Origin of the sequence: Methylobacterium sp. WL119 (assembly GCF_008039875.1) — a bacterium.
Taxonomy (GTDB): domain Bacteria; phylum Pseudomonadota; class Alphaproteobacteria; order Rhizobiales; family Beijerinckiaceae; genus Methylobacterium.
Map to the genome: position 1 here is coordinate 54,134 of NZ_VRUU01000014.1, position 19,396 is coordinate 73,529.

A 19,396-nucleotide genomic window follows, 5' to 3' on the forward strand; every position below is an offset into this window, starting at 1 on the left:
CCCTAGTCCGGGGTTATTGCCAGTCGATGAAGCGTATCCTGCTCAACATGCCGAGCCAGTTCGGCGGCAAGCCGTCCGGCGTCGCCCGCGTCGCCTTCGCGCTGATCGGCGAGCTCGTCCGGCGGCCCGACGTCGCCGTGGTGCTGCGCTCGCCCTGGACCCGGGCCGAGCTCCCCGCGGCGTGGCGCGACGCCGTCGCGGTCGTGACGGTGCGCCGCCCACGCATCGTGGTCCTCGACGTGCTGGCCCAGCTCGTCACCGTTCCGGCCTGCTGCCGGCGGCACGCCATCGACGTGGTGCTGAACATCGACCCCTACGGCGCGGGCGCCGGCGGACGGGCGCGCATCGTCGTCGTCCACGACCTGTACTTCCGCACGATCCCTCAGAGCACCGGCCCGCGCGAGGCGCTCATCACCGACTGGGTCTTCCGGCTGATGCTGGCGCGCAACCACGCCGTCGTCGCCGTCTCGGACGCGACGCGGCGCGACCTGGAGCAGCATTACCCTGCCGTCCGCGGGCGCGTCCGCGTGATCCCCTCGGCTTCCGTGCTCGACCCTGCGGCCCTCGCCGTCGGGGCGCCCGCGGAGGTCGCCGGCCCCTACGTGCTCGCCGTCGGGAACGCCACGCACAACAAGAACTTCGGCCTGCTCGCCGAAGCGGTGGCCTCGATCGCGCACGCCCATCCCGATCTCGCCGTCGTCCATGTCGGCGAGGACCCCGCCGACGCCGTCGCCGGGACGCTCCGGCGGCTCGGGGCGGCTTCCCGCGTGGTCCGCCTGTCGCGCATCGACGACCAGAGGCTCGCCGCGCTCTACCGCGGCGCGCTGTGCCTCTGCGTTCCGTCCTTCGCGGAAGGCTTCTGCCTGCCGGTGCTGGAGGCGCAGGCGCTCGGCTGCCCGGTGGTGTGCTCGGACCGCTCCGCGACGCCGGAGGTCGCAGGGGAGGGCGCCCTGACCTTCGATCCCACCGATGCCGGCGCCCTGGCCGCCTGCCTGCGCCGGCTGATCGAAGAGCCGGCCCTGCGCGAGAGCCTGGTCGCGAAGGGCCGGAGCAACCAGGCCCACTACACCTGGGACGCCACCGCCCGCGGCTACGCCGACCTCCTCGACGCCGTGCTCGCAGGCGGCGACCCGCCGCCGCGCCCGCTCTGAGGCCGGCGCGGCCGGCGGCGGGCCGGAACCGCGCGCCGAGCCGCTTCAGCATAGTTAAGATTTACCAAGCGGGCGAATTCAGCAGTCTTTGCGCTGTCGGCAGGCCTTTGAGCCGTCGATATTTCTAAAAGTGCAAGCATCTCCGCCTATCACCAGCATTGGCCGCGACCATTCAGGTGATTACACCTGTAAGTTGCATCCACATCGGGCTTCGCCTCGGTGCCCCTTCCTTCGAGGTCTCGAAGATGCGCGTCGCGATCGTCCATGATTGGCTCTACGTCGTCGGCGGTGCCGAGCGCGTCCTGCACGAGATCCTGGCGATCTATCCCGAGGCGGACGTCTTCACGCTGTTCGACTTCCTGAGCCCGGCCGACCGCGCCAAGATCGGCGTCGGCGCCACGCGGACGAGCTTCCTGCAGCGGATGCCGCTGGTGCGCACCCGGCACCGCGCCTACCTGCCGCTGATGCCGATCGCCGTCGAGCAGTTCGACCTCTCGGCCTACGACCTCGTGATCTCGAGCAGCTACGCCGTCGCCAAGGGCATCCTGACCGGGCCGAGCCAGGTCCACGTGTCCTACATCCATTCGCCGATGCGCTACGCCTGGGACATGCAGCACAGCTACCTGCGCGAGAGCGGGTACGAGCACGGCGTCAAGAGCATGGTCGCCCGCATGATCCTGCACCGGATGCGCCTGTGGGACACCCGCACCGCCAGCGGGCCGGACGCGGTGGTCGCCAACTCCGCCTTCGTCGCCCGGCGCATCCGCAAGGTCTACGGCCGCGCCGCCGAGGTGATCCATCCGCCGGTCACGCAATCGGCGATCCGGGCGGATCTGCCGCGCGGCGACCACTTCCTCGTGGCGAGCCGCCTCGTGCCGTACAAGAACGTGCGCGCGGTGATCGAGGCCTTCGCCCTGTTGCCGGACCTCCGGCTCGTCGTCGCCGGGACCGGCTCCGAGGAGGCGCGCCTGCGCGAGGCGGCCGGGCCGAACGTGACGTTCGCCGGCTTCGTCGGGGATTCCGAGCTCCGCCGGCTGATGGGGACGGCGCGCGCCTTCGTGTTCGCGGCGGAGGAGGATTTCGGGATCATCCCGGTGGAGGCGCAGGCCGAGGGCACCCCCGTGCTGGCGCTCGGCCGCGGCGGCGCGCGCGAGACCGTGGCGACGCTCCCGCCCAACCGCTCGGGCATGTTCTTCGCCGAGCCGGACCCCGCCGCGATCGCGGCCTGCGTCCGCGACTTCACGGAGCAGGAGGGCATGTTCTCGCGCGCCGCCTGCCGCGCCCAGGCGGCGCTGTTCGCCCCGGAGGTGTTCCGCACCCGGTTCGCCGGCTTCGTCGACGAGCAGATGGCCCTCCACCGCGACCTCGGCGCCGGCCAGGAGCGCTCGGGCCACCGCCTCAAGGCCCTGGCCTGACCGAATCCGCCACGCTCGGCCCGCGCGCGGCGGCCCGAACCTCACAATCCCTTCCGCACGGTCGCGCGACCCCGTTCGCGAACCGGCGCCAGACCCGGTGGTCGACGATGACGACGTCCTACCTCAACCCTGCCCGCACCGCCGTGCCGGCCGCGCCGCGTTCGGGCCCGGCCACCGACCAAGCCGGCCCGTTCGCGACGATCTGGCGGCGGCGGCGCCTGTTCGCGGCGGTCTTCATCGGCGTCATGTCGGTGGCGATCGGGCTGCTGATGGTCGCGCCGGTGCAGTACCTGGCGGTCGGCTCGGTGATCGTGGCCGAGCCGGAGCCCGGCAGCAACAACGCCAACGCGTCGGTCGCCTGGATCCAGAAGCTCGGCGACCCGGCCGACATCGAGAGCCAGATGCTGGTGATCCGCGCGCCGCGGATCATGCGCCTCGTCGCCTCGGGCGACGTCGTCGAGAAGGTTGTGGCCGAGTGCCGGCAAATCGCGCGCGGCGGGCTCCTCGCGAGCCTGCTGCCGCCCAAGGAGGACGGCTGCGACAAGCTGCGCGGCAACACCGACCTGGTGGTCGACTACCTGCAGCGCCGCTACGTCGTCACCGGCGCCGGCCGCTCGCGCGTCATCAACATCGCCTACCGCTCGCCGAACGCGGAGACCTCCCAGGCGCTGACCAACGCGCTGATCACCGCCTTCCTCGACGACCAGCGCGGCGTGCTCGCCAACAGCCGCGAGGCGGCGACCGAGTGGCTGTGGAAGGAGATCCGCCAGCTCGACGCGTCCCTGCGCGACGACGAGGCCAAGATCCAGGCCTTCCGCCGGCGCAAGGGCCTGATGTCGGGCGCCAACGCGCCGATCACCTCCGAGCGGCTCAGCACCATCACCCAGCAGCTCTCGGCGGCCGAGACCGCCAAGGCCGACGCCGCGGCGCGCCTCTCCGAGATCAACGCCGACCAGGCCCGGGGCTCGATCAACGCCCCGGCGGTGCTGGCGAGCCGGACGATCGGCGACCTCAAGCAGCAGATGAACGTGGTGGCCGCGCAGATCGCCAACACCGGCACGGTGCTGGGGCCGAACCATCCGACGCTGCAGGCGATGCGCACGGAGCTCGCCGGCCTGAAGCTGCGCGTCGACCGGGAGGTCGCGAGCATCAGCGCCGGCCTGAAGAAGACCTTCGACGCGTCGAGCGCGCTCGCCGAGTCGCTGCGCCAGCAGATGGAGACCGCGAAGGCCGAGGCGGCGTCCGCGATGGACGACGAATCGGTCGTCGCCGGCATGGTGCGCAACGCCGAGATCAAGCGCGGCCAGTACACCGACCTGTACAAGCGCGCCAACGAGCTCGAGACCGAGCGCCGCATCCTCGTCGGCAGCACCCGGCTCGTCAGCCTCGCCGACGTGCCGGCCGCGCCGGTCACCCCGAAGCCGCTGCTGTTCCTCGGCGCCGGCTTCGTCCTGGCCGCCGCGCTGGCCGCGGCCGCCGCGCTGCTGCGCGAACGCGCCGACCGCAGCGTTCGGACCTCGACGCAGCTCGCCGCGGTGGCCCACGCCCCCGTCTTCGCCCAGCTGCCGCACCTGCGCGCCGCCGGCGGACCGGCGCTGCTCGGACGGATGGGGGCCGCCGCCGGCGAGCTGCCGCTCGCCGCGGCGCTGCGCGACGCGCGCAGCGATCCGCTGATGCAGCAGGTCCTGCGCAACCTCGGCGCCCGGCTGATGCTGGCCGGCGTCGACGGCACGAGCCGCGCGATCCTGCTCACCTCGGCCGCGCCCGGCGAGGGCAAGTCCTTCACCACCCTCGCGCTCGCCCAGCTCAACGCGGCGAGCGGGCGCCGCGTGCTCGTCCTCGAATGCGATCTGCGCCGCCCGGTCTTCGAGACGGCTCTGGACCTGCCCGCCGGCCCCGGCCTCGCCGGCGTGCTGCGCGGCGAGGCCCTGCCGCGGGAGGCGGTGATCGCGACGGCGACGCCCAACCTCGACGCCATCCCCGCCGGCGCGGCGACCACGGAATCGACCGAGCTGCTGATGGGCAAGCGCATGACCGAGCTGCTGCTCTGGGCCCGCAAGTACGACCTTGTGCTGATCGACAGCCCGCCCGCGGCGATGCTGATGGACGCCCAGATCCTGGCGCGGCAGGTCGACGGCGTGCTGTGCTGCACCCGCTGGGGCCGCTCGCAGGTGTCGGCGATCAGCGCCACCGTCAACGGCCTGCGCGAGGCCGGCGGCGACGTGTTCGGGCTCGCGATCACCATGGTGCGGGCCGACGACCACCCGTTCTACGACACCGGGCACGAGCCGGCGCGCCGCTATCTCGGAGCCGCGTGATGGACCGTCCGCGGGTCGTGTTCGTCAACCACACCAGCACGATGTCGGGCGCCGAGATGGTGCTGTGCGATGCCGTCGGACCCTGGCGCGGCGCCACCGCCTTCCTGTTCGAGGACGGGCCGCTCGCGACCGCGCTGCGGGAGCGGGGGCTGGCGGTCGTCCGTGCGCGGCACGGATCCGGGCTGTCGTCCCTGCGCCGCGACGGCTCGCCCTGGCGCGCGATTCCACTGGCCGGACGGCTCGCCGCGACGATCCTGGCGCTGGCGCGGACCGCGAAGGCCCACGACGTGGTCTACGCCAACTCGCAGAAGGCCTTCGTCCTCTCGGCCCTCGCCGCGGCTCTCGTGCGCCGCCCGCTGATCTGGCACCTGCACGACATCCTCGATCCCGCGCATTTCGGGGCGGCGCAGCGTGGGCTTCAGGTCCGCCTCGCCAACGCGTTCGCCGCCCGGGTCGTGGTTCCGTCGCAGGCCGCCGCCGACGCCTTCGTCGCGGCGGGCGGGCGCCGGGATCTCATAGAGATTGTGCCCAACGGCCTCGACCTCGACGGCGAGCCCGGCGACCCGGCCGCCCTGCGCACGAGCCTCGGGTTGCCGCACGGCCCGCTGGTCGGCGTCTTCAGCCGGCTCGCCCCGTGGAAGGGGCAGCACGTGGTGCTGGAGGCCCTGGCCCGCTCGCCCGGCACGGCGTGCATCGTCGCCGGCACCGCCCTGTTCGGCGAGGACGCCTACGCGAACGGTCTGCATGCGCGCGCGGCCGAGCGCGGGCTCGCCGACCGCGTCCACTTCCTCGGCCAGCGCGGGGACGTGACGCGCCTGATGCGCGCGGTGGACGCGGTGATCCATCCCTCGATCGCACCCGAGCCGTTCGGGCGCACCCTGGTCGAGGCGATGCTGGTCGGGACGCCGGTGATCGCCACCGATACGGGCGCGGCGGCCGAGATCCTCGACCGGGGCGCGGCGGGGACCCTGGTGCCGCCCGGCGACGCGGGGGCGCTCGCCGACGCCATCGCCCGCGTCCTGTCCGCGCCGCCGGGGCTCTCGGCCCAGGTCGCCCGGGCGCAGGCGACGGCCCGCGCGCGCTACGGCGCCGCGCGGATGCAGGCGAGCCTGGCCGAGATCGTCCGCCGCGTGGCGGCCGGTAAGCGACGGGCCGCCGCGATCGCGGGCGCTTCGCTGGACCGGCCGGCATGACCGCCGCGACGACGACGGGCGCCCTCGATCGGCCGGCGCCGGGGCGCCTTCACCGCCTCGACGGCGTGCAGATCCTGCGGGCGGTGGCGGCGGTGATGGTCGTCCTGCTCCATGCCGAGCTCCTGCTCGCGCTCCAGGCGGAGGCGCGCGGCCTCGCCATGCCGCGCTTCGCCGCCCTGCCGCTCGGGGCCGGCGTCGACCTGTTCTTCGTCATCTCCGGCTTCATCATCGTCTACGCGTCCGAGCCGCTGTTCGGCGCGCCCGGGGGCGCCGCGCGCTTCCTCAAGCGCCGCCTGCTGCGGATCGTGCCGCTGTACTGGTTCGCGCTCACGCTGCGCCTCGTCGTCCTGCTGGCCGCGGCCGCCGCCGGCCAGGCCGCCGCGCCGAGCCTGGCGGACGTGGCGACCTCGTACCTGTTCATCCCGTTCGACACCCGCGGCTTCGGGCCGGACTACCCGTTCCCGATCCTCGATCTCGGCTGGACGCTGAACTACGAGATGGCGTTCTACCTCGTCTTCGCCGGGGCGATGATGCTCGCGGCGCGGGCGATGAAGGCCTCCGCGCCCGCCGCGGCCCTGCGCGAGCGGGCGGCGCTGGCGGCCGTTTCGATCCTCGCCGTCGGCGTGCTCCTGGCCTGGCTGCGGCCGCCGGCCTTCGACCCGCTCCGGTTCTGGCTGCGGCCGATCGTGCTCGAATTCGCCGCCGGCATCGGCCTCGCGCTGCTGTTCCGCCGCGGCGTCCGGCTCGGCGTCGCCGGCGGCGTCCTGCTCTGCGGCCTCGGGGTCGGCGTCTGGGCGTCGATCGACCTGTCCGGGTTCGACGCCTCGTCTGCGCCCGGGAATTACGGCTGGGCCCGCACCCTGATCTGGGGCGGCGGCGCGGTGCTGATCGTCGCCGGCCTCGTCCTCGGCGGGCACCGGTTCGACCAGGCGATCGCCCGGCGGATCGCGCGGATCGGCGACGCGTCCTACGCGCTCTACCTGCTGCACCCCTTCGTCTTCCTTGCCGCCAAGGCGGTCCTGCCGCGGCTGCCGCTGAGCGCCGGCCTGCTCTGGCCGCTGACGCTGCTCCTCGTCGCCGTGTCGATCGCCGCGACCGAGGCCTTCCATCGCAGCGTCGAGCGGCCGGTGCTGCGCTGGCTGCAGGGCCGGCCGCGCGACGCCGGCGCGGCGGGCGTGCGGGCGGGGGCATGACGGGCCATCGCGCTCGTGGCACGCGTTCCGCGGGGTCACACCGTCGCGCGGCGGGGTTGGAACGGCGGCCTCGCTTTCCCCATCCGGCGGGGCGGCGTATGAGGACGTTCCCGAACCGTTGCGAGACCCCATGTCCGCCTCCCCGATCGCTCTCCACGCGAGCGGTCCCGCACGCGACCCGGCCGCCGACGAGGCCCTCGACCCCGATGCGATGCGCCGGCCGCTGCCGGATGCGTGGTACTGCGTCGGCCAAGCCTCGGGCCTGACCGGCAAGGCGCTCCGCGCGGTCGAGCTAAACGGCGAGCAGATCGTGATCGGGCGCGATGCGGACGGCGCCCCGTTCGCGCTGCGCGACCGCTGCCCGCACCGCGGCATGGCGCTGTCCAAGGGCGGCTTCGACGGCGCCGAGCTGGTCTGCCCGTTCCACGGCTGGCGCTTCTCCACCGAAGGCCGCTGCCGCGACGTGCCGACCCTCTCCGAGCACGACACGGCCGACTTCTCGAAGATCGTGGTGCAGCGCTTCCCCGTGATCGAGAGCGCCGGCTTCGTCTGGGTCAACCCGCATCTCGGGACGCCGGGCGAGACGCCCGCCCTGCCGGCGCTCGACTTCCACCCGGTCGGCTCGCTCGTGGTCGAACTCGTGGTCGAGGCCTCGTTCGACCTGACGACCTTGAGCCTCGTCGATCCCGGCCACGTCGCCTTCGTTCACGATTCGTGGTGGTTCCGGCCGTCCAAGGCGCTGCGCGAGAAGAAGAAGACGTTTCGGCCGGTGCCGCACGGCTTCGTCATGTCGAGCCACGCGACGACGACGAGCTCGCCGGTCTACCGCCTGCTCGGCGGGGTGCCCGACGTCGAGATCGAGTTCCGCCTTCCCGGCGTGCGCCTGGAGCGGATCACGGCGGGCGCCAAGCGCCTGGCGAACTACACCTTCGCGACGCCGCTGACCGCCAACCGCACGATGCTCACCAACGCCCTCTACTGGAGCGTCCCCGGCCTCAACCTGCTCAAGCCCGTCGCCCGCCCGCTGATGCGCCAGTTCCTGACCCAGGACCAGCAGGTGCTCCAGCACGCGCAACTGGGCCTCGACCGCAAGCCGACCATGGTGCTGTTCGGCCAGGGCGACCTGCCCTCGCAATGGTACTTTCGCCTGAAGCGCGAGGCGCTGGAGGCCGCGCGCGCCGGGCGCCCGTTCGCGAACCCGCTGGAGTCGCGGGAGCTGCGCTGGCGCTCGTGAGAGGCATCGGGGCGACCCGATGCGCGTCTCGGTCGCGATCCCGCGCGGGAACGTCGGTTCGGACAGCGCGATCTTGCCGTTCAGCTCCGATCAGTTCGGCAGCAGCCCCGCTTCCCGATAACTCTGGATCAGGGAATCGAACAGCGTTATGTCCGCGCGGCTTCGCGCGACGATCTGTGCGCCGGCGACCGCCGCGTAGACGGCACGCGCTCTCGCCTCGCCCTCGTTCGGCGCGACCAGCTCGGCGGCGACGAGCTGCCGACGCAGCCACGCCGTGTTGACGTCGGCGAAAGCCTGAACCTCCTTCAGGACCGGCTCGGGCAACGCATCGTATTCCGTCGCCATGAAGCTGCTGAGGCACATGCGGTTGTCGCGCGCCAGCGACAGGCGAAAGATGCCGGGGTACCGTCTCAGCGCCTCCGTCGGGCTCGAGGCATGCGCCGACACGTCCTCGAGGTCGCGGGCGATGTCCTCCCAATAGCGGCGCGCGACCGCCTCGCCGAGGAGGGCCTTGTTGGCGAAGTAGTAGTTGATGCTCGCGGCCTTGATGCCGACGGTCTCGGCGAGGTCGCGGAAATTGAGACCGCCGTAGCCGTAGGCCATCGCCGCCTCCCGGGCGGCCGCCAGGATCGCCTCCCGCACGTTCTCCTTCGACGTCGCTGCCATGCCCAACCTCCATCTGTCATATGGCAGACAGGGGTTGACGAGACAAGCGCCGGAACGTAGCGTGCTGCCTGTCATCTGACAGACAGGCGAACGTGATGGAAAGCGAGACGACGATGTCCGACAAGCTCAGGCTCTTCACCTCCCCCTCGGCCTTCCCGAACCCGCAGCGCCTGCGGATCTTCATGCACGAGAAGGGCATCGCCGACCGCTTCGACGAGACGGTCTACGACATGTCGCCCGTCGGCGAGCAACGGGGATGGAAGCACCTGAAGATGAACGCCTGGGGCGAGACGCCGACCCTCGCGCTCGCGGACGGGTCCTTTCTCAGCGAGACCTCCGCCATCGCCCGCTACCTCGACGAGGCGTTCGAAGGCCGCAAGATCATGGGCGAAACGGCGCTCGAGCGCGGCCTCGACCAGATGTGGGACAGCCGGGTGTGGGTGCACATCCTCTACCCCATCGTCACCGCGTTCCACGTCCTGCACCAGGGCCTGGGCCCGAAGCTCGAGCTGACCAGCAACCCGGCCTGGGGCGAGCATTCGCGCAAGGTGGCGCTGGCGCATGCCGGCCTGGTCGACCGGCATCTCGCCGACGGCCGCGCGTGGCTCCTGGGTGGCGATCAGCCGACCTTCTCGGACATCACGCTGGCGACGGCGATCGCGTTCTCCAAGTTTCCGGTCAACGCGACGCCCCTCGATGAGCGCTTCGAGCATCTCGATGCCTTCTGGCGGCGCTGGCAGACCCGGCCGACCTTCATCGCCGCCTACGCCGACCGGAGCAGCGGCGTCCCGGAGATCGACGAACGCGCCTGAGCGTCCGGCGGTCGGTTCCGGTCATCGCCCCACCGCGAGCCGCCCCGTGCCGCCCTTGGACGCCGGCTTGCATTGGACGGCGGCCTGCAGACGCCGCCTTCCGACCAGTGCCGGCGCCCGTCCGCATGCCCGACATGGATCGGAGGAGGGCGGTCGCGAAACCGGGCCTCGACCCCTATCGCGCCTTCCCCCGCGTCGCCTCGTCCCTGCAAGGCGTGATCGTCTTCGGATCGGGCCGCCGGTCGGGGGCCGGCGCCTCGAACACCGCGAGGTAGCCCACCCCGCCGTCGAGCACCGAAAAGCCCGTCTCGCGAAAACCCGCGGCGGACAGCTCGCAGCGCAGGAGCTTGGGCGGCGTGCCGTGGCGCGAGGGGATGTCGTCGGCGTCCACGATCCCGACCCGGCTGCCGGGCCTCATCGCGGCGGCGAGGTTGTGGAGCAGGCCGTAGGGCTGGGTGATCTCGTGGTACATGTGCACCAGGATCGCCGCGTCGACCGATCCGGGCGCGAGGCGCGGGTCGTGCGGCTCGCCGCGCACCACCGTGACGTTGGACAGGTCGGCCTTGCGCAGCCGGGCTTCGAGGTCGGCGAGGTAGCGCGGCGTCACGTCCTCGGCGAGCACCCGGCCCTGCGGCCCGACCAGCGGGCTCAGCCGCGTGACGTAGTAGCCGCTGCCGGCGCCGATGTCGGCCACCGTCTCGCCCGGCTTGAAGCCCATCAGGCGGGCGACCTGCCCGAACTCGTCGGCCTTGTCGCGCTGCGCCTCGAAGGCCCATTGCGCCGCGACGATCTCGGCCACCGGCCGGTCCGGCTTCGGGAAGGCGGCAGCCGGGGCGCCGGGCGGTCCCAGGGGTTCCGCCGCCTGCGCGCCGTGCGCCAGGGCCGGGAGAGCGAGAAGGAGGGCGAGGAGCGGTCTGATCATCGAAGTCCTGAACGCGCGAGGGCGGCGCTCGGTGCCGCGGCGTTGACCGCGCAGGCGTCCCGGCGCCATCAAGCGGCCATGACGAACCCGCCCCCTTCCGCCCCGCCCTGGCGGGCGACCATCCTCACGCTCTACCCCGAGATGTTTCCCGGGCCGCTCGGTGCCTCGCTGTCGGGGAGCGCGCTCGCCCGCGGCGACTGGGTCTGCGAGGCCCGCGACATCCGCGAGCACGGGCTCGGCCGCCACCGCAGCGTCGACGACAACCCGGCCGGCGGCGGCGCCGGCATGGTGCTGCGCTGCGACGTGCTCGGCCCCGCCATCGACGCCGCGACCGGGCCGGATGACGCCCGCCCCCGCCTGCTGATGTCGCCCCGCGGAAAGCCGCTGACGCAGGCGCGGGTGCGGGCGCTGAGCGCCGGGCCGGGCGCGCTGATCGTCTGCGGCCGCTTCGAGGGGGTCGACGAGCGGGTGATCGCCGGCCGCGCTCTCGAGGAGGTCTCGATCGGCGACTACGTGCTCTCCGGCGGCGAGATCGCGGCGATCACCCTGATCGACGCCTGCGTGCGCCTGCTGCCCGGCGTGATGGGCAAGGCGGCGTCCGGCGACGAGGAGAGCTTCGAGAGCGGCCGGCTCGAATATCCGCACTACACCCGCCCCCGCGACTGGGAGGGCCGGACGATCCCGGAGGTGCTGACCGGCGGCGACCACGGCGCAATCCGCGCCTGGCGCCGGGCCGAATCCGAGCGGATCACCGCCGAGCGCCGGCCGGATCTGCTCGGGTCGAGGCACGGCCCGTCGCAGGACGGATGAGGCATCCGACCCGACGAATGTTCGGAGACGGAACGGCTACGAGATCGACTCGGCTTTCGCAGGCCCGTCCGTCGCAGACTTCGCGCGCCACCAGCCTCGATGGCTCTCGAGAATTTCTCGCTCTTCACGTGAGAACAAGGCACGCAGGCTGATGGTGTCGATTGCCAGGGCGGGAACCATCGCAAGGCACGCCAGCACCGTGCTCGGATCATCACCCGATGGGCCCAGTGCAAATCCTGACGCCATCGCTCCCTGCAAGAGGGCGCCAAATCCGGCCGAGTGGATGGCGTGATAGTCTGAAAGGCTCAGATGCACCCGTGCGTACCGTTGGCCAACGATGATGATCGCGACAGCCCACGTAAAGACACCCGAAAATCCGTAAGCGCGATCGCTCGTCAGGCCCCAGGTGCTACGCATCCACATCGACATGCCGATCATCATCGCCATCGCAGTCGTGATCATCGCGATCTGGCGTGCTCGAATGCTCATGAATAGGTCCCCGCTCTGCGCGATCGCGCAACCTGAACGCTCGAATCGGGCCCATGAGACGGTGAAGCCGGCCGCAGGGCAAGAGACATCCGTGACGGCAACGGCCATGTGCTGAGCGGTCCTACCTCTTCGCGATGAGAGCCGCCTCGCGGCGACACGACCTCTTCCCGGAGAGCAGGCCTGGTCTCCGATGATGGAAGGCACGCTGCGTCCCTGGAGCGGAGGGATGCGACGGGCCGACAGCGCGCATCCGATGCCGGCGGCGAGACGGACATCCTTTCCGCAACGCGTTCCGGGCAGCAGTGCCGGCGAGAACCGGCATCCGGCCCTTGCACGGCCGCCGGCATCGGCGCATCCCGGCGGCGGGACACGCCTCCCCGACGAGGTGCGCCCATCTGTAAGGATGGATCCTCATGTTGCGCCGACCCGACACCCGCCCCCGGGTGCCCCATTTCTCCTCCGGCCCCTGCGCCAAGCGCCCCGGCTGGACCCCGGCGGCCCTGGCCGACGCGCCGCTCGGCCGCTCGCATCGCTCGGTCGCCGGCAAGGCCAAGCTCCGCCGGGCGATCGACCTGACCCGCGACGTGCTGCGCGTGCCGGCCGACTACCGCATCGGCATCGTCCCGGCCTCCGACACCGGCGCCGTCGAGATGGCGATGTGGTCGATGCTCGGGCCGCGGACCGTGGAGGTGGCGGCCTGGGAGGCGTTCGGCTCGGAGTGGGTCACCGACGCGTTGAGGCAGCTCAAGATCAGCCCGCGCATCCACCAGACGCCCTACGGCGTGCTGCCCGACCTGTCGGCGATCGACACGAAGCACAACGACGTGGTTTTCACCTGGAACGGCACCGCCGCCGGGGTGAAGGTGCCGAACGGCGACTGGATCGCCGCCGACCGCGAGGGGCTGACGATCTGCGACGCGACCTCGGCCGCCTTCGCCCAGGCGCTCGACTGGGACAAGCTCGATGTGATGACCTTCTCCTGGCAGAAGGTGATGGGCGGCGAGGCGGCGCACGGCATGCTGGTGCTCTCGCCCCGCGCCGTCGCCCGCCTCGAGAGCCACGTCCCGGCCTGGCCGCTGCCGAAGGTGTTCCGCCTGACCAAGGGCGGAAAGCTGATCGAGGGGATCTTCTCCGGCGACACCATCAACACGCCCTCCATGCTCGCGGTCGAGGACTACCTCGACACGCTGGCCTGGGCGCAGGACCTCGGCGGGCTCGACGCCCTGCATGCGCGGGCGGACGGCAACGCGCGGGTGATCCACGACTGGGTCGCGCGCACGCCCTGGATCGCCAACCTCGCGGTCGACCCGGCGACGTATTCCAACACCGGCGTGTGCCTCGTCATCGCCGATGCCGACGTGCTGGCGCTGGGCGACGCGGTGGTGGAGCGCGTGGCCAAGGGCATCGTCGAGATGCTGGAGCGCGAGGGCGTGGCCCTCGACATCGGCGCCTACCGCGACGCGCCGCCCGGCCTGCGCATCTGGTGCGGCGGCACGGTGGAGCGGAGCGACCTCGAGGCGCTGACGCCCTGGCTCGACTGGGCCTTCGCCCGGGAGAAGGCGGCCCTGACGCAGGCGGCGTAGGAACGCGGCCCGCGCGCCACCCGGCAGCGCGCCAACGAAAACGGGCGGCCCGATCGGGCCGCCCGTTTTCGTTGGCGTGGTGGATGCGGGACCGTGAGGACGGCCCCGCAGGCTGCCGGGATCAGAAGGTGATGCCGGTCTCGACCATGTAGCGGTCCTGCGAGGTGCGGTTGCCGGTGCGGCCGAAGCCGGTGCCGAGGGTGCCGGCCGCCAGGCTGCCGCGGGTGATGTCGTAGAGCTCGACCCGCGAGTACTCGCCGCGGAGGAAGTACTGGCCGAAGGTGAAGGTCGGCGTGACGGTGAAGGAGAGCGCCTCGCTGCCGGCGCCGTAGAGGACGGAGGTGTCGGGGAACAGGCTCAAGCGGTTTCCGCTCTGGGCGATGTACTCGAAGCGGCCGGCCAGGGCGAAGTTGTCGGTGAAGGCGTAGCTCGCGAGGATCGCGCCGCCGAAGGTCTCGGCGCCGTTGAGCCCGAGGGCGGCGTTGCGCTCGACGTTGGTGTACTGGATGTAGGGCGTCACGATCCAGGGGCCGGCCGAGTAGTTGTAGTTCAGGCTGATGATGCTGCTGTTCTGCAGCGACAGGGGCGTGGCGTACTGGAAGCGCAGGCTCTGCAGGCCGGAATTGAAGCTGCTGAAGTGCGTGCCGCCGTTGATGCCGATCGTGTTGGCGTCGTCGATCTTGTAGGTGATCAGGCCGGTGATCCAGTTGAGCTCACCCGAGAAGAACCCGTCGGTCGCCGCCAGCGAGGCCGCCCACGGGCCGCTGGCGTAGTTCACCTGGACGCCCTGGTTGATCACGTTCTCCTGGTTGAACAGCAGGCCGCGGGAGATGTTCAGGTTCTGGAAGGTGAACGGCAGCTCCGAGCCGATGTTGGTCGGCATGCGGCCGCCCTGGAGCGACCACTCGTCGTTGATCTGGTACTTGCCGAACGCGATCGAGACCGGGGTGAAGAGCAGGTCGGTCTGGTCGAAGGCGCTGTAGATCGGCGCGCCGAGGCCGGGGATCGTGTAGGCGCCGACCGCGACGTAGAACTGGAACGGGCCGTCGGCCTTCTGGATGAAGCCCTGCAGGTTCGAGAAGTCGACGCGCCCGGCGCGGTCGGCGGGAACGCCGGGCGGCGTGACCGCGGTGTTGAACGGGTTGGTCTGCGTGTAGGCGTAGCCGGTCACCGCGCCGCCGACGTAGATCTCGCCGATGCCGCCGATGGTGAAGCAGCTCGGGTTCGGGTTCTGCTTGATGACGCCGCCGTAGGCCGGGAAGGTGATCGCGACCTTGCAGGCCTCGGGGACCGGGGGCGGAGCGGGCTTGGCCGACAGGTCGGCGGCCGACACCTGTCCGACGCAGAGCAGCGTGGCGATCGACGCCGTGGCGCCCTGGAGGAACAGCTTCAAGGTCATAGTCCGAGCCCCGTTTGTTTTTTGCTGCGGCCAAGGTGCCGAAAGTTCCCACCCTCCGCAAAAACAACTTTCGGGCAATTGCCTACGAAACGGGCAATCGCGGCCGCAGCCGCCCCAAGCTCAAGATGTGTTGCCGTCGCACCACAACCAGTCGGCCCATCCGGCGTGGATCATCCGGAATTCCGTGCGTCTTCGTTAACGGATCGTTACCAAGCGCCGCCGGACCGGGCCGGATCGACTGCATCGGCGAATCGCTCGACGATCGAGGACTGATCCTGGACTTGGTCGCGAGCCTCGGGACACGTTGCACGCATCGGCTTGGTTCGAGACGCCTCCGGACGAAGGACCGGATCCCCCGACCGCTGCCCCGCGACCGCCTCGGGGATGGCCGTCACGAAAGAAGCCCCGGTGCGGGGCACCGGGGCTTCGTCGGCGTCACGGGGACGTCGATGGATCAGTAATTGTAGGCGCGCTCGCCGTGATCGGCGATGTCGAGGCCCTCGCGCTCCTCGTCCTGGGTCACGCGCAGGCCGATCGTCAGGTCGACGAGCTTGTACAGGATCGCCGAGCCGATGCCCGACCACAGCAGGGTGAGGCCGACGGCCTCGGCCTGGATGATGAACTGGCTCATCATGTCGTAGGTGCCGAGAACCATCTCGCCGGGCTTGGTCGCGTAGTCGGGGATGCCGACGCCGCCGAGCTTCGGATCCACCAGGATGCCCGTCGCCAGGGCGCCGAGGATGCCGCCGATGCAGTGGACGCCGAACACGTCGAGCGAGTCGTCGTAGCCGATCGCGTTCTTCACGGTGGAGCACATCACGAAGCAGACGCCGCCGGCGACGAGGCCGAGGACGATCGAGCCCATCGGGCCGGCGAAGCCCGAGGCCGGGGTGACGGCGACGAGGCCGGCGATGGCGCCGGAGACCATGCCGAGCAGCGACGGCTTGCCCTTCATCGCCCACTCCACGAACAGCCAGGAGACCGCCGCCGCCGCGGTCGCGACGAAGGTGTTGATCATGGCGAGCGCCGTGGTGCCGTTCGACTCGAGGTTGGAACCGGCGTTGAAGCCGAACCAGCCGACCCAGAGCAGCGAGGCGCCGATCATGGTCATGGTCAGCGAGTGCGGGGCGAGCAGGTCACGGCCGTAGCCGATGCGCTTGCCGAGCATCAGGCAGCCGACGAAGCCGGCGATGCCCGCGTTGATGTGCACGACGGTGCCGCCGGCGAAGTCGAGGGCGCCCTTCTTGAACAGGAAGCCCGCATCGGCGTTGACGGCGTCGAGCGCGTCCTGCGCGGTCTTCTTGGCCGCGTCGTCGGTCGCCATGGCGAGCGCCTTGGCGGCGTTGCCGACCGCGTCCGGGCCGCCCCAGTACCAGACCATGTGCGCCATCGGGAAGTAGATCAGCGTCACCCAGAGGATGGTGAACACCACGAGCGCCGAGAACTTCATCCGCTCGGCGAAGGCGCCGACGATGAGGGCCGGGGTGATCATCGCGAACGTCATCTGGAAGCAGATGTAGACGTATTCCGGGATGACGACGCCGTTGGAGAAGGTGGCGACGGTCGAGTTCGGGTCAACGCCCTTCAGGAACGCCTTCGAGAAGCCGCCGACGAAGTCGTTGATGGTGCCGCCGTTGGTGAAGGCGAGGCTGTAGCCGTAGAACACCCACAGCAGGCAGACGATCGAGACGATCGCGAAGACCTGGGTCAGGACGGAGAGCATGTTCTTGGTGCGCACGAGGCCGCCGTAGAACAGCGCCAGGCCCGGCACGCTCATCATCAGCACGAGGGCCGACGAGATCAGCATCCAGGAGGTGTCGCCCTTGTTGGGCACCAGGGCGACGGGCGCGGGCGCCGAGGCCGCTTCCGGCACCGGCGTCTGCGCGAGGGACGGCTCGACGAGGACCAGGGCGAGCGCGGCCCCTCCCAGTCCGAGCGCGAGGGCGTTGCGAAGTTTCATGGACACGAGACTCCCGGGTCGCGGTGCTGTCAGGATTGTTGCGAGGCAGAAATGGGTGGTGAGGGCGGCGGCCCTCGCGGGCCGGCTCAGAGCGCGTCGGCGTCGGTCTCGCCGGTGCGGATCCGGACGGCCTTCTCCAGCGGCATGACGAAGATCTTGCCGTCGCCGATCTGGCCGGTGCGGGCGGCGCCCGCGATGGCGTCGATCACCGTGCTGGTCAGGTCGGCGGCGACCGCGACCTCGATCTTCAGCTTGGGCAGGAAGCTCACGGCGTATTCCGCGCCGCGGTAGATCTCGGTGTGGCCCTTCTGGCGGCCGTAGCCCTTGACCTCGGTCACCGTCAGGCCGTGCACGCCGATGCCGGTCAGTGCGTCGCGCACCTCCTCCAGCTTGAACGGCTTGATGATGGCCATCACGATCTTCATGCTTGGCGCCCCCTGCGTGGGTTGGGAACCGTGTGCCGCAGCCGACGCTCGGCAGGGGGTTCCGGTCCAGGATGGTCGCGCAGGATCCGAATGACCCCGCGATCGCCGGGCCCTCATTCAAGGACTATGCCAGCGCCGAACTTTTTGGGAACCTTTTCACGCGACCGCCGGATGCACACGCTTTGGTCGCGAACTGGCGCCGGGACGGGCTCAAGCTGAGCAGTAATCGCACACAAAACGGGCAAATGCTCATCAGAAGCGCAGTAATTCGGCGCGTGCGGCGGCCTGCCGGCGGTTTGACGCCAAACTAGGCCGGCCGCGGGCGGATCAGGCCCTCCTGCGCCACCGACGCCACCAGCGTCCCGTCGCGCGCGAAGATCTGGCCGCGGGCGAACCCCCGCGCGCCGGCGGAATTGGGGCTGTCCTGGGCGTAGAGCAGCCACTCGTCGGCCCGGAACGGGCGGTGGAACCACAGGGCGTGGTCGAGGCTCGCCGACTGGATGTCGGCATCGAACACCGAGCGCCCGTGGACGATCAGCGTGGCATCGAGCAGCGTCATGTCGGACGCGTAGGCGAGCACCGCCTGGTGGATCGCCGGATCGTCGGGGAGCTGCGAGGCCGCGCGCAGCCAGACGTTGCACAGCGGCGCCTGCGGCCCGCCTTCGAGATAGCGTCGCAGGTCGACCGGCTTCAGCTCGATCGGGCGCGGACGGCCGAAATAGCCGGCCACCGCCGCGGGGATGCCGGGCATGCCCCTGGCGAGCAGGGACTTGGTGTCGGGCAGCGATTCCGGGGGCGGCGCGTCGGGCATCGCCGCCTGGTGGGCGTGGCCGGCTTCCGTCACCTGGTACGAGGCGGTCATCGCGAAGATCGCGCGCCCGTGCTGGATCGCCTTGACCCGGCGCGTGGTGAAGCTCTGCCCGTCGCGGATGCGCTCGACCTCGTAGACGATCGGGACGCTCGGGTCGCCGCCGAGCAGGAAGTAGGCGTGGAGCGAGTGCGGCGCGCGGGCGCTCGGCACCGTCCGGGTCGCGGCGACCAGCGCCTGACCCACCACCTGCCCGCCGAACACCCGCTTCCAGCCGTTCCGCGGGCTGACGCCGCGGAACAGGTCGGTCTCCAGCCGCTCGAGGTCGAGGATGGCGAGAAGCTCGGCGACGATGCCGGAATCGGTCGGCGGGACGGGATCGGTCGGCATGGCTGTGCGGCGGGCTTTCGGGGCGAGGAGGCGTCCGCCATAGCATCCGCGCGGCCTGCCTCGCCATCGGGCTCGCGGTGCGACCGCGCTTCCCTGCGCCCGCCGGACGAGCCCGCGCGTTGCCTGCGGGCGGAAGCGGTGTCACTTCCTCGCGCGAGGGAACGATGAGGACGAGGCGATGAGGGGTTCGACGACCCGCCCGGGCAGCCGCCACCTGCTGCTCGCGGGCGCAGGCATCCCGGGCCTGTCGCTGGCCCTGGCGCTGAGCCAGGCGCACGGCGACGCGCTCGCCGTCACGGTCTGCGATCCGGGCCTTCCGCGCGCGGCCGAGCGGCAGCGCGGCCGGGCCTTCGCCATCGCGGCCGGCGGCCGGCGCATGCTGGAGCGGCTCGGGATCTGGGACCGGCTCGGGGCGGCGGCCGCGCCGATCACCGAGATGGCGATCAGCGACAGCCGGCTCGCCGACCCGGTCCGCCCGGTCTTCCTGACCTTCGCGCAGACGCCGCGCGATTCCGACGGCCCCTTCGCCCACATGGTCGAGGCGGAGACGCTGGCGGCGGCGCTCCGCGCGGCCTGCGCGGCGGCCGGCGTCGCGCTCGACCCGGTCGGGATCGCCCGCGCGGTGCCC

16 protein-coding genes and 1 pseudogene are annotated in these 19,396 nt (G+C 71.4%); 10 read left to right on the forward strand and 7 right to left on the reverse strand.

Annotated features, from left to right (window positions below):
* Nucleotides 1-26 precede the first annotated feature (26 nt).
* The 6 genes from FV227_RS08460 (at nt 27) to FV227_RS08485 (ending at nt 8,504) form a co-directional block, all read left to right on the forward strand.
* Nucleotides 27-1,151, forward strand: coding sequence for a glycosyltransferase family 1 protein (locus FV227_RS08460; protein WP_147858728.1), 1,125 nt, complete (start codon nt 27-29; stop codon nt 1,149-1,151).
* Between the two features lie 245 nt (nt 1,152-1,396).
* Nucleotides 1,397-2,566 (forward strand): glycosyltransferase, encoded by a 1,170-nt coding sequence (locus FV227_RS08465; protein ID WP_147858729.1) that lies wholly within the window; start codon nt 1,397-1,399, stop codon nt 2,564-2,566.
* Nucleotides 2,567-2,673: 107 nt separating this feature from the next.
* Nucleotides 2,674-4,884, forward strand: a complete 2,211-nt coding sequence (locus FV227_RS08470; protein WP_147858730.1) for a polysaccharide biosynthesis tyrosine autokinase — start codon at nt 2,674-2,676, stop codon at nt 4,882-4,884.
* Nucleotides 4,884-6,077, forward strand: coding sequence for a glycosyltransferase family 4 protein (locus FV227_RS08475; RefSeq protein WP_147858731.1), 1,194 nt, complete (start codon nt 4,884-4,886; stop codon nt 6,075-6,077). The genes FV227_RS08470 and FV227_RS08475 overlap by 1 nt, the downstream gene beginning before the upstream one ends.
* Nucleotides 6,074-7,270 (forward strand): acyltransferase, encoded by a 1,197-nt coding sequence (locus FV227_RS08480; protein WP_147858732.1) that lies wholly within the window; start codon nt 6,074-6,076, stop codon nt 7,268-7,270. The genes FV227_RS08475 and FV227_RS08480 overlap by 4 nt, the downstream gene beginning before the upstream one ends.
* Nucleotides 7,271-7,400: 130 nt before the next feature.
* On the forward strand, nt 7,401-8,504 hold the full coding sequence (locus FV227_RS08485; protein WP_147729123.1) for an aromatic ring-hydroxylating dioxygenase subunit alpha: 1,104 nt from the start codon (nt 7,401-7,403) through the stop codon (nt 8,502-8,504).
* 90 nt (nt 8,505-8,594) lie between these two features.
* Here the strand turns inward: FV227_RS08485 and FV227_RS08490 are convergent, their stop codons facing one another.
* The gene (locus FV227_RS08490) at nt 8,595-9,170 is read right to left on the reverse strand and encodes a TetR/AcrR family transcriptional regulator (RefSeq protein ID WP_147729122.1); all 576 of its coding nucleotides are present in this window, start codon (nt 9,168-9,170) and stop codon (nt 8,595-8,597) included.
* Between the two features lie 113 nt (nt 9,171-9,283).
* Here FV227_RS08490 and FV227_RS08495 point away from each other — a divergent pair, with 113 nt between their 5' ends.
* Complete coding sequence (locus FV227_RS08495) at nt 9,284-9,982, forward strand: glutathione S-transferase C-terminal domain-containing protein (RefSeq protein ID WP_147729124.1); 699 nt, start codon at nt 9,284-9,286, stop codon at nt 9,980-9,982.
* A gap of 175 nt (nt 9,983-10,157) precedes the next feature.
* Here FV227_RS08495 and FV227_RS08500 read toward each other — a convergent pair whose 3' ends face one another.
* The gene (locus FV227_RS08500; RefSeq protein ID WP_147858733.1) at nt 10,158-10,904 is read right to left on the reverse strand and encodes a methyltransferase domain-containing protein; all 747 of its coding nucleotides are present in this window, start codon (nt 10,902-10,904) and stop codon (nt 10,158-10,160) included.
* Nucleotides 10,905-10,982: 78 nt separating this feature from the next.
* On the opposite strand from FV227_RS08500, the gene trmD reads away from it, so the two are divergent.
* The gene (trmD, locus tag FV227_RS08505) at nt 10,983-11,714 is read left to right on the forward strand and encodes a tRNA (guanosine(37)-N1)-methyltransferase TrmD (RefSeq protein ID WP_147858734.1); all 732 of its coding nucleotides are present in this window, start codon (nt 10,983-10,985) and stop codon (nt 11,712-11,714) included.
* Nucleotides 11,715-11,750: 36 nt separating this feature from the next.
* Here trmD and FV227_RS08510 read toward each other — a convergent pair whose 3' ends face one another.
* Nucleotides 11,751-12,311 (reverse strand): hypothetical protein, encoded by a 561-nt coding sequence (locus FV227_RS08510; RefSeq protein ID WP_147729989.1) that lies wholly within the window; start codon nt 12,309-12,311, stop codon nt 11,751-11,753.
* Nucleotides 12,312-12,616: 305 nt separating this feature from the next.
* Here FV227_RS08510 and FV227_RS08515 point away from each other — a divergent pair, with 305 nt between their 5' ends.
* The gene (locus tag FV227_RS08515; RefSeq protein WP_147858735.1) at nt 12,617-13,786 is read left to right on the forward strand and encodes a phosphoserine transaminase; all 1,170 of its coding nucleotides are present in this window, start codon (nt 12,617-12,619) and stop codon (nt 13,784-13,786) included.
* A gap of 121 nt (nt 13,787-13,907) precedes the next feature.
* Here FV227_RS08515 and FV227_RS08520 read toward each other — a convergent pair whose 3' ends face one another.
* From FV227_RS08520 to tesB, 4 genes are all read right to left on the reverse strand, one after another.
* A complete protein-coding gene (locus FV227_RS08520; protein WP_147858736.1) occupies nt 13,908-15,185 on the reverse strand; it encodes an outer membrane beta-barrel protein in 1,278 nt (425 codons plus the stop codon).
* A 454-nt stretch (nt 15,186-15,639) separates the two neighbouring features.
* On the reverse strand, nt 15,640-17,145 hold the full coding sequence (locus FV227_RS08525) for an ammonium transporter (protein WP_147728185.1): 1,506 nt from the start codon (nt 17,143-17,145) through the stop codon (nt 15,640-15,642).
* An 86-nt stretch (nt 17,146-17,231) separates the two neighbouring features.
* Nucleotides 17,232-17,570 carry a P-II family nitrogen regulator gene (locus tag FV227_RS08530; RefSeq protein ID WP_147728184.1) on the reverse strand — a complete coding sequence of 113 codons (339 nt, stop codon included), beginning with the start codon at nt 17,568-17,570 and terminating at the stop codon, nt 17,232-17,234.
* Nucleotides 17,571-17,877: 307 nt separating this feature from the next.
* Nucleotides 17,878-18,768: an acyl-CoA thioesterase II gene (tesB, locus tag FV227_RS08535; protein ID WP_147728183.1), complete on the reverse strand. Its 891-nt coding sequence runs from the start codon at nt 18,766-18,768 to the stop codon at nt 17,878-17,880.
* Nucleotides 18,769-18,946: 178 nt separating this feature from the next.
* Here tesB and FV227_RS08540 point away from each other — a divergent pair.
* Nucleotides 18,947-19,396 (forward strand): annotated as a pseudogene (locus tag FV227_RS08540) (2-octaprenyl-6-methoxyphenyl hydroxylase); the annotation flags it as partial.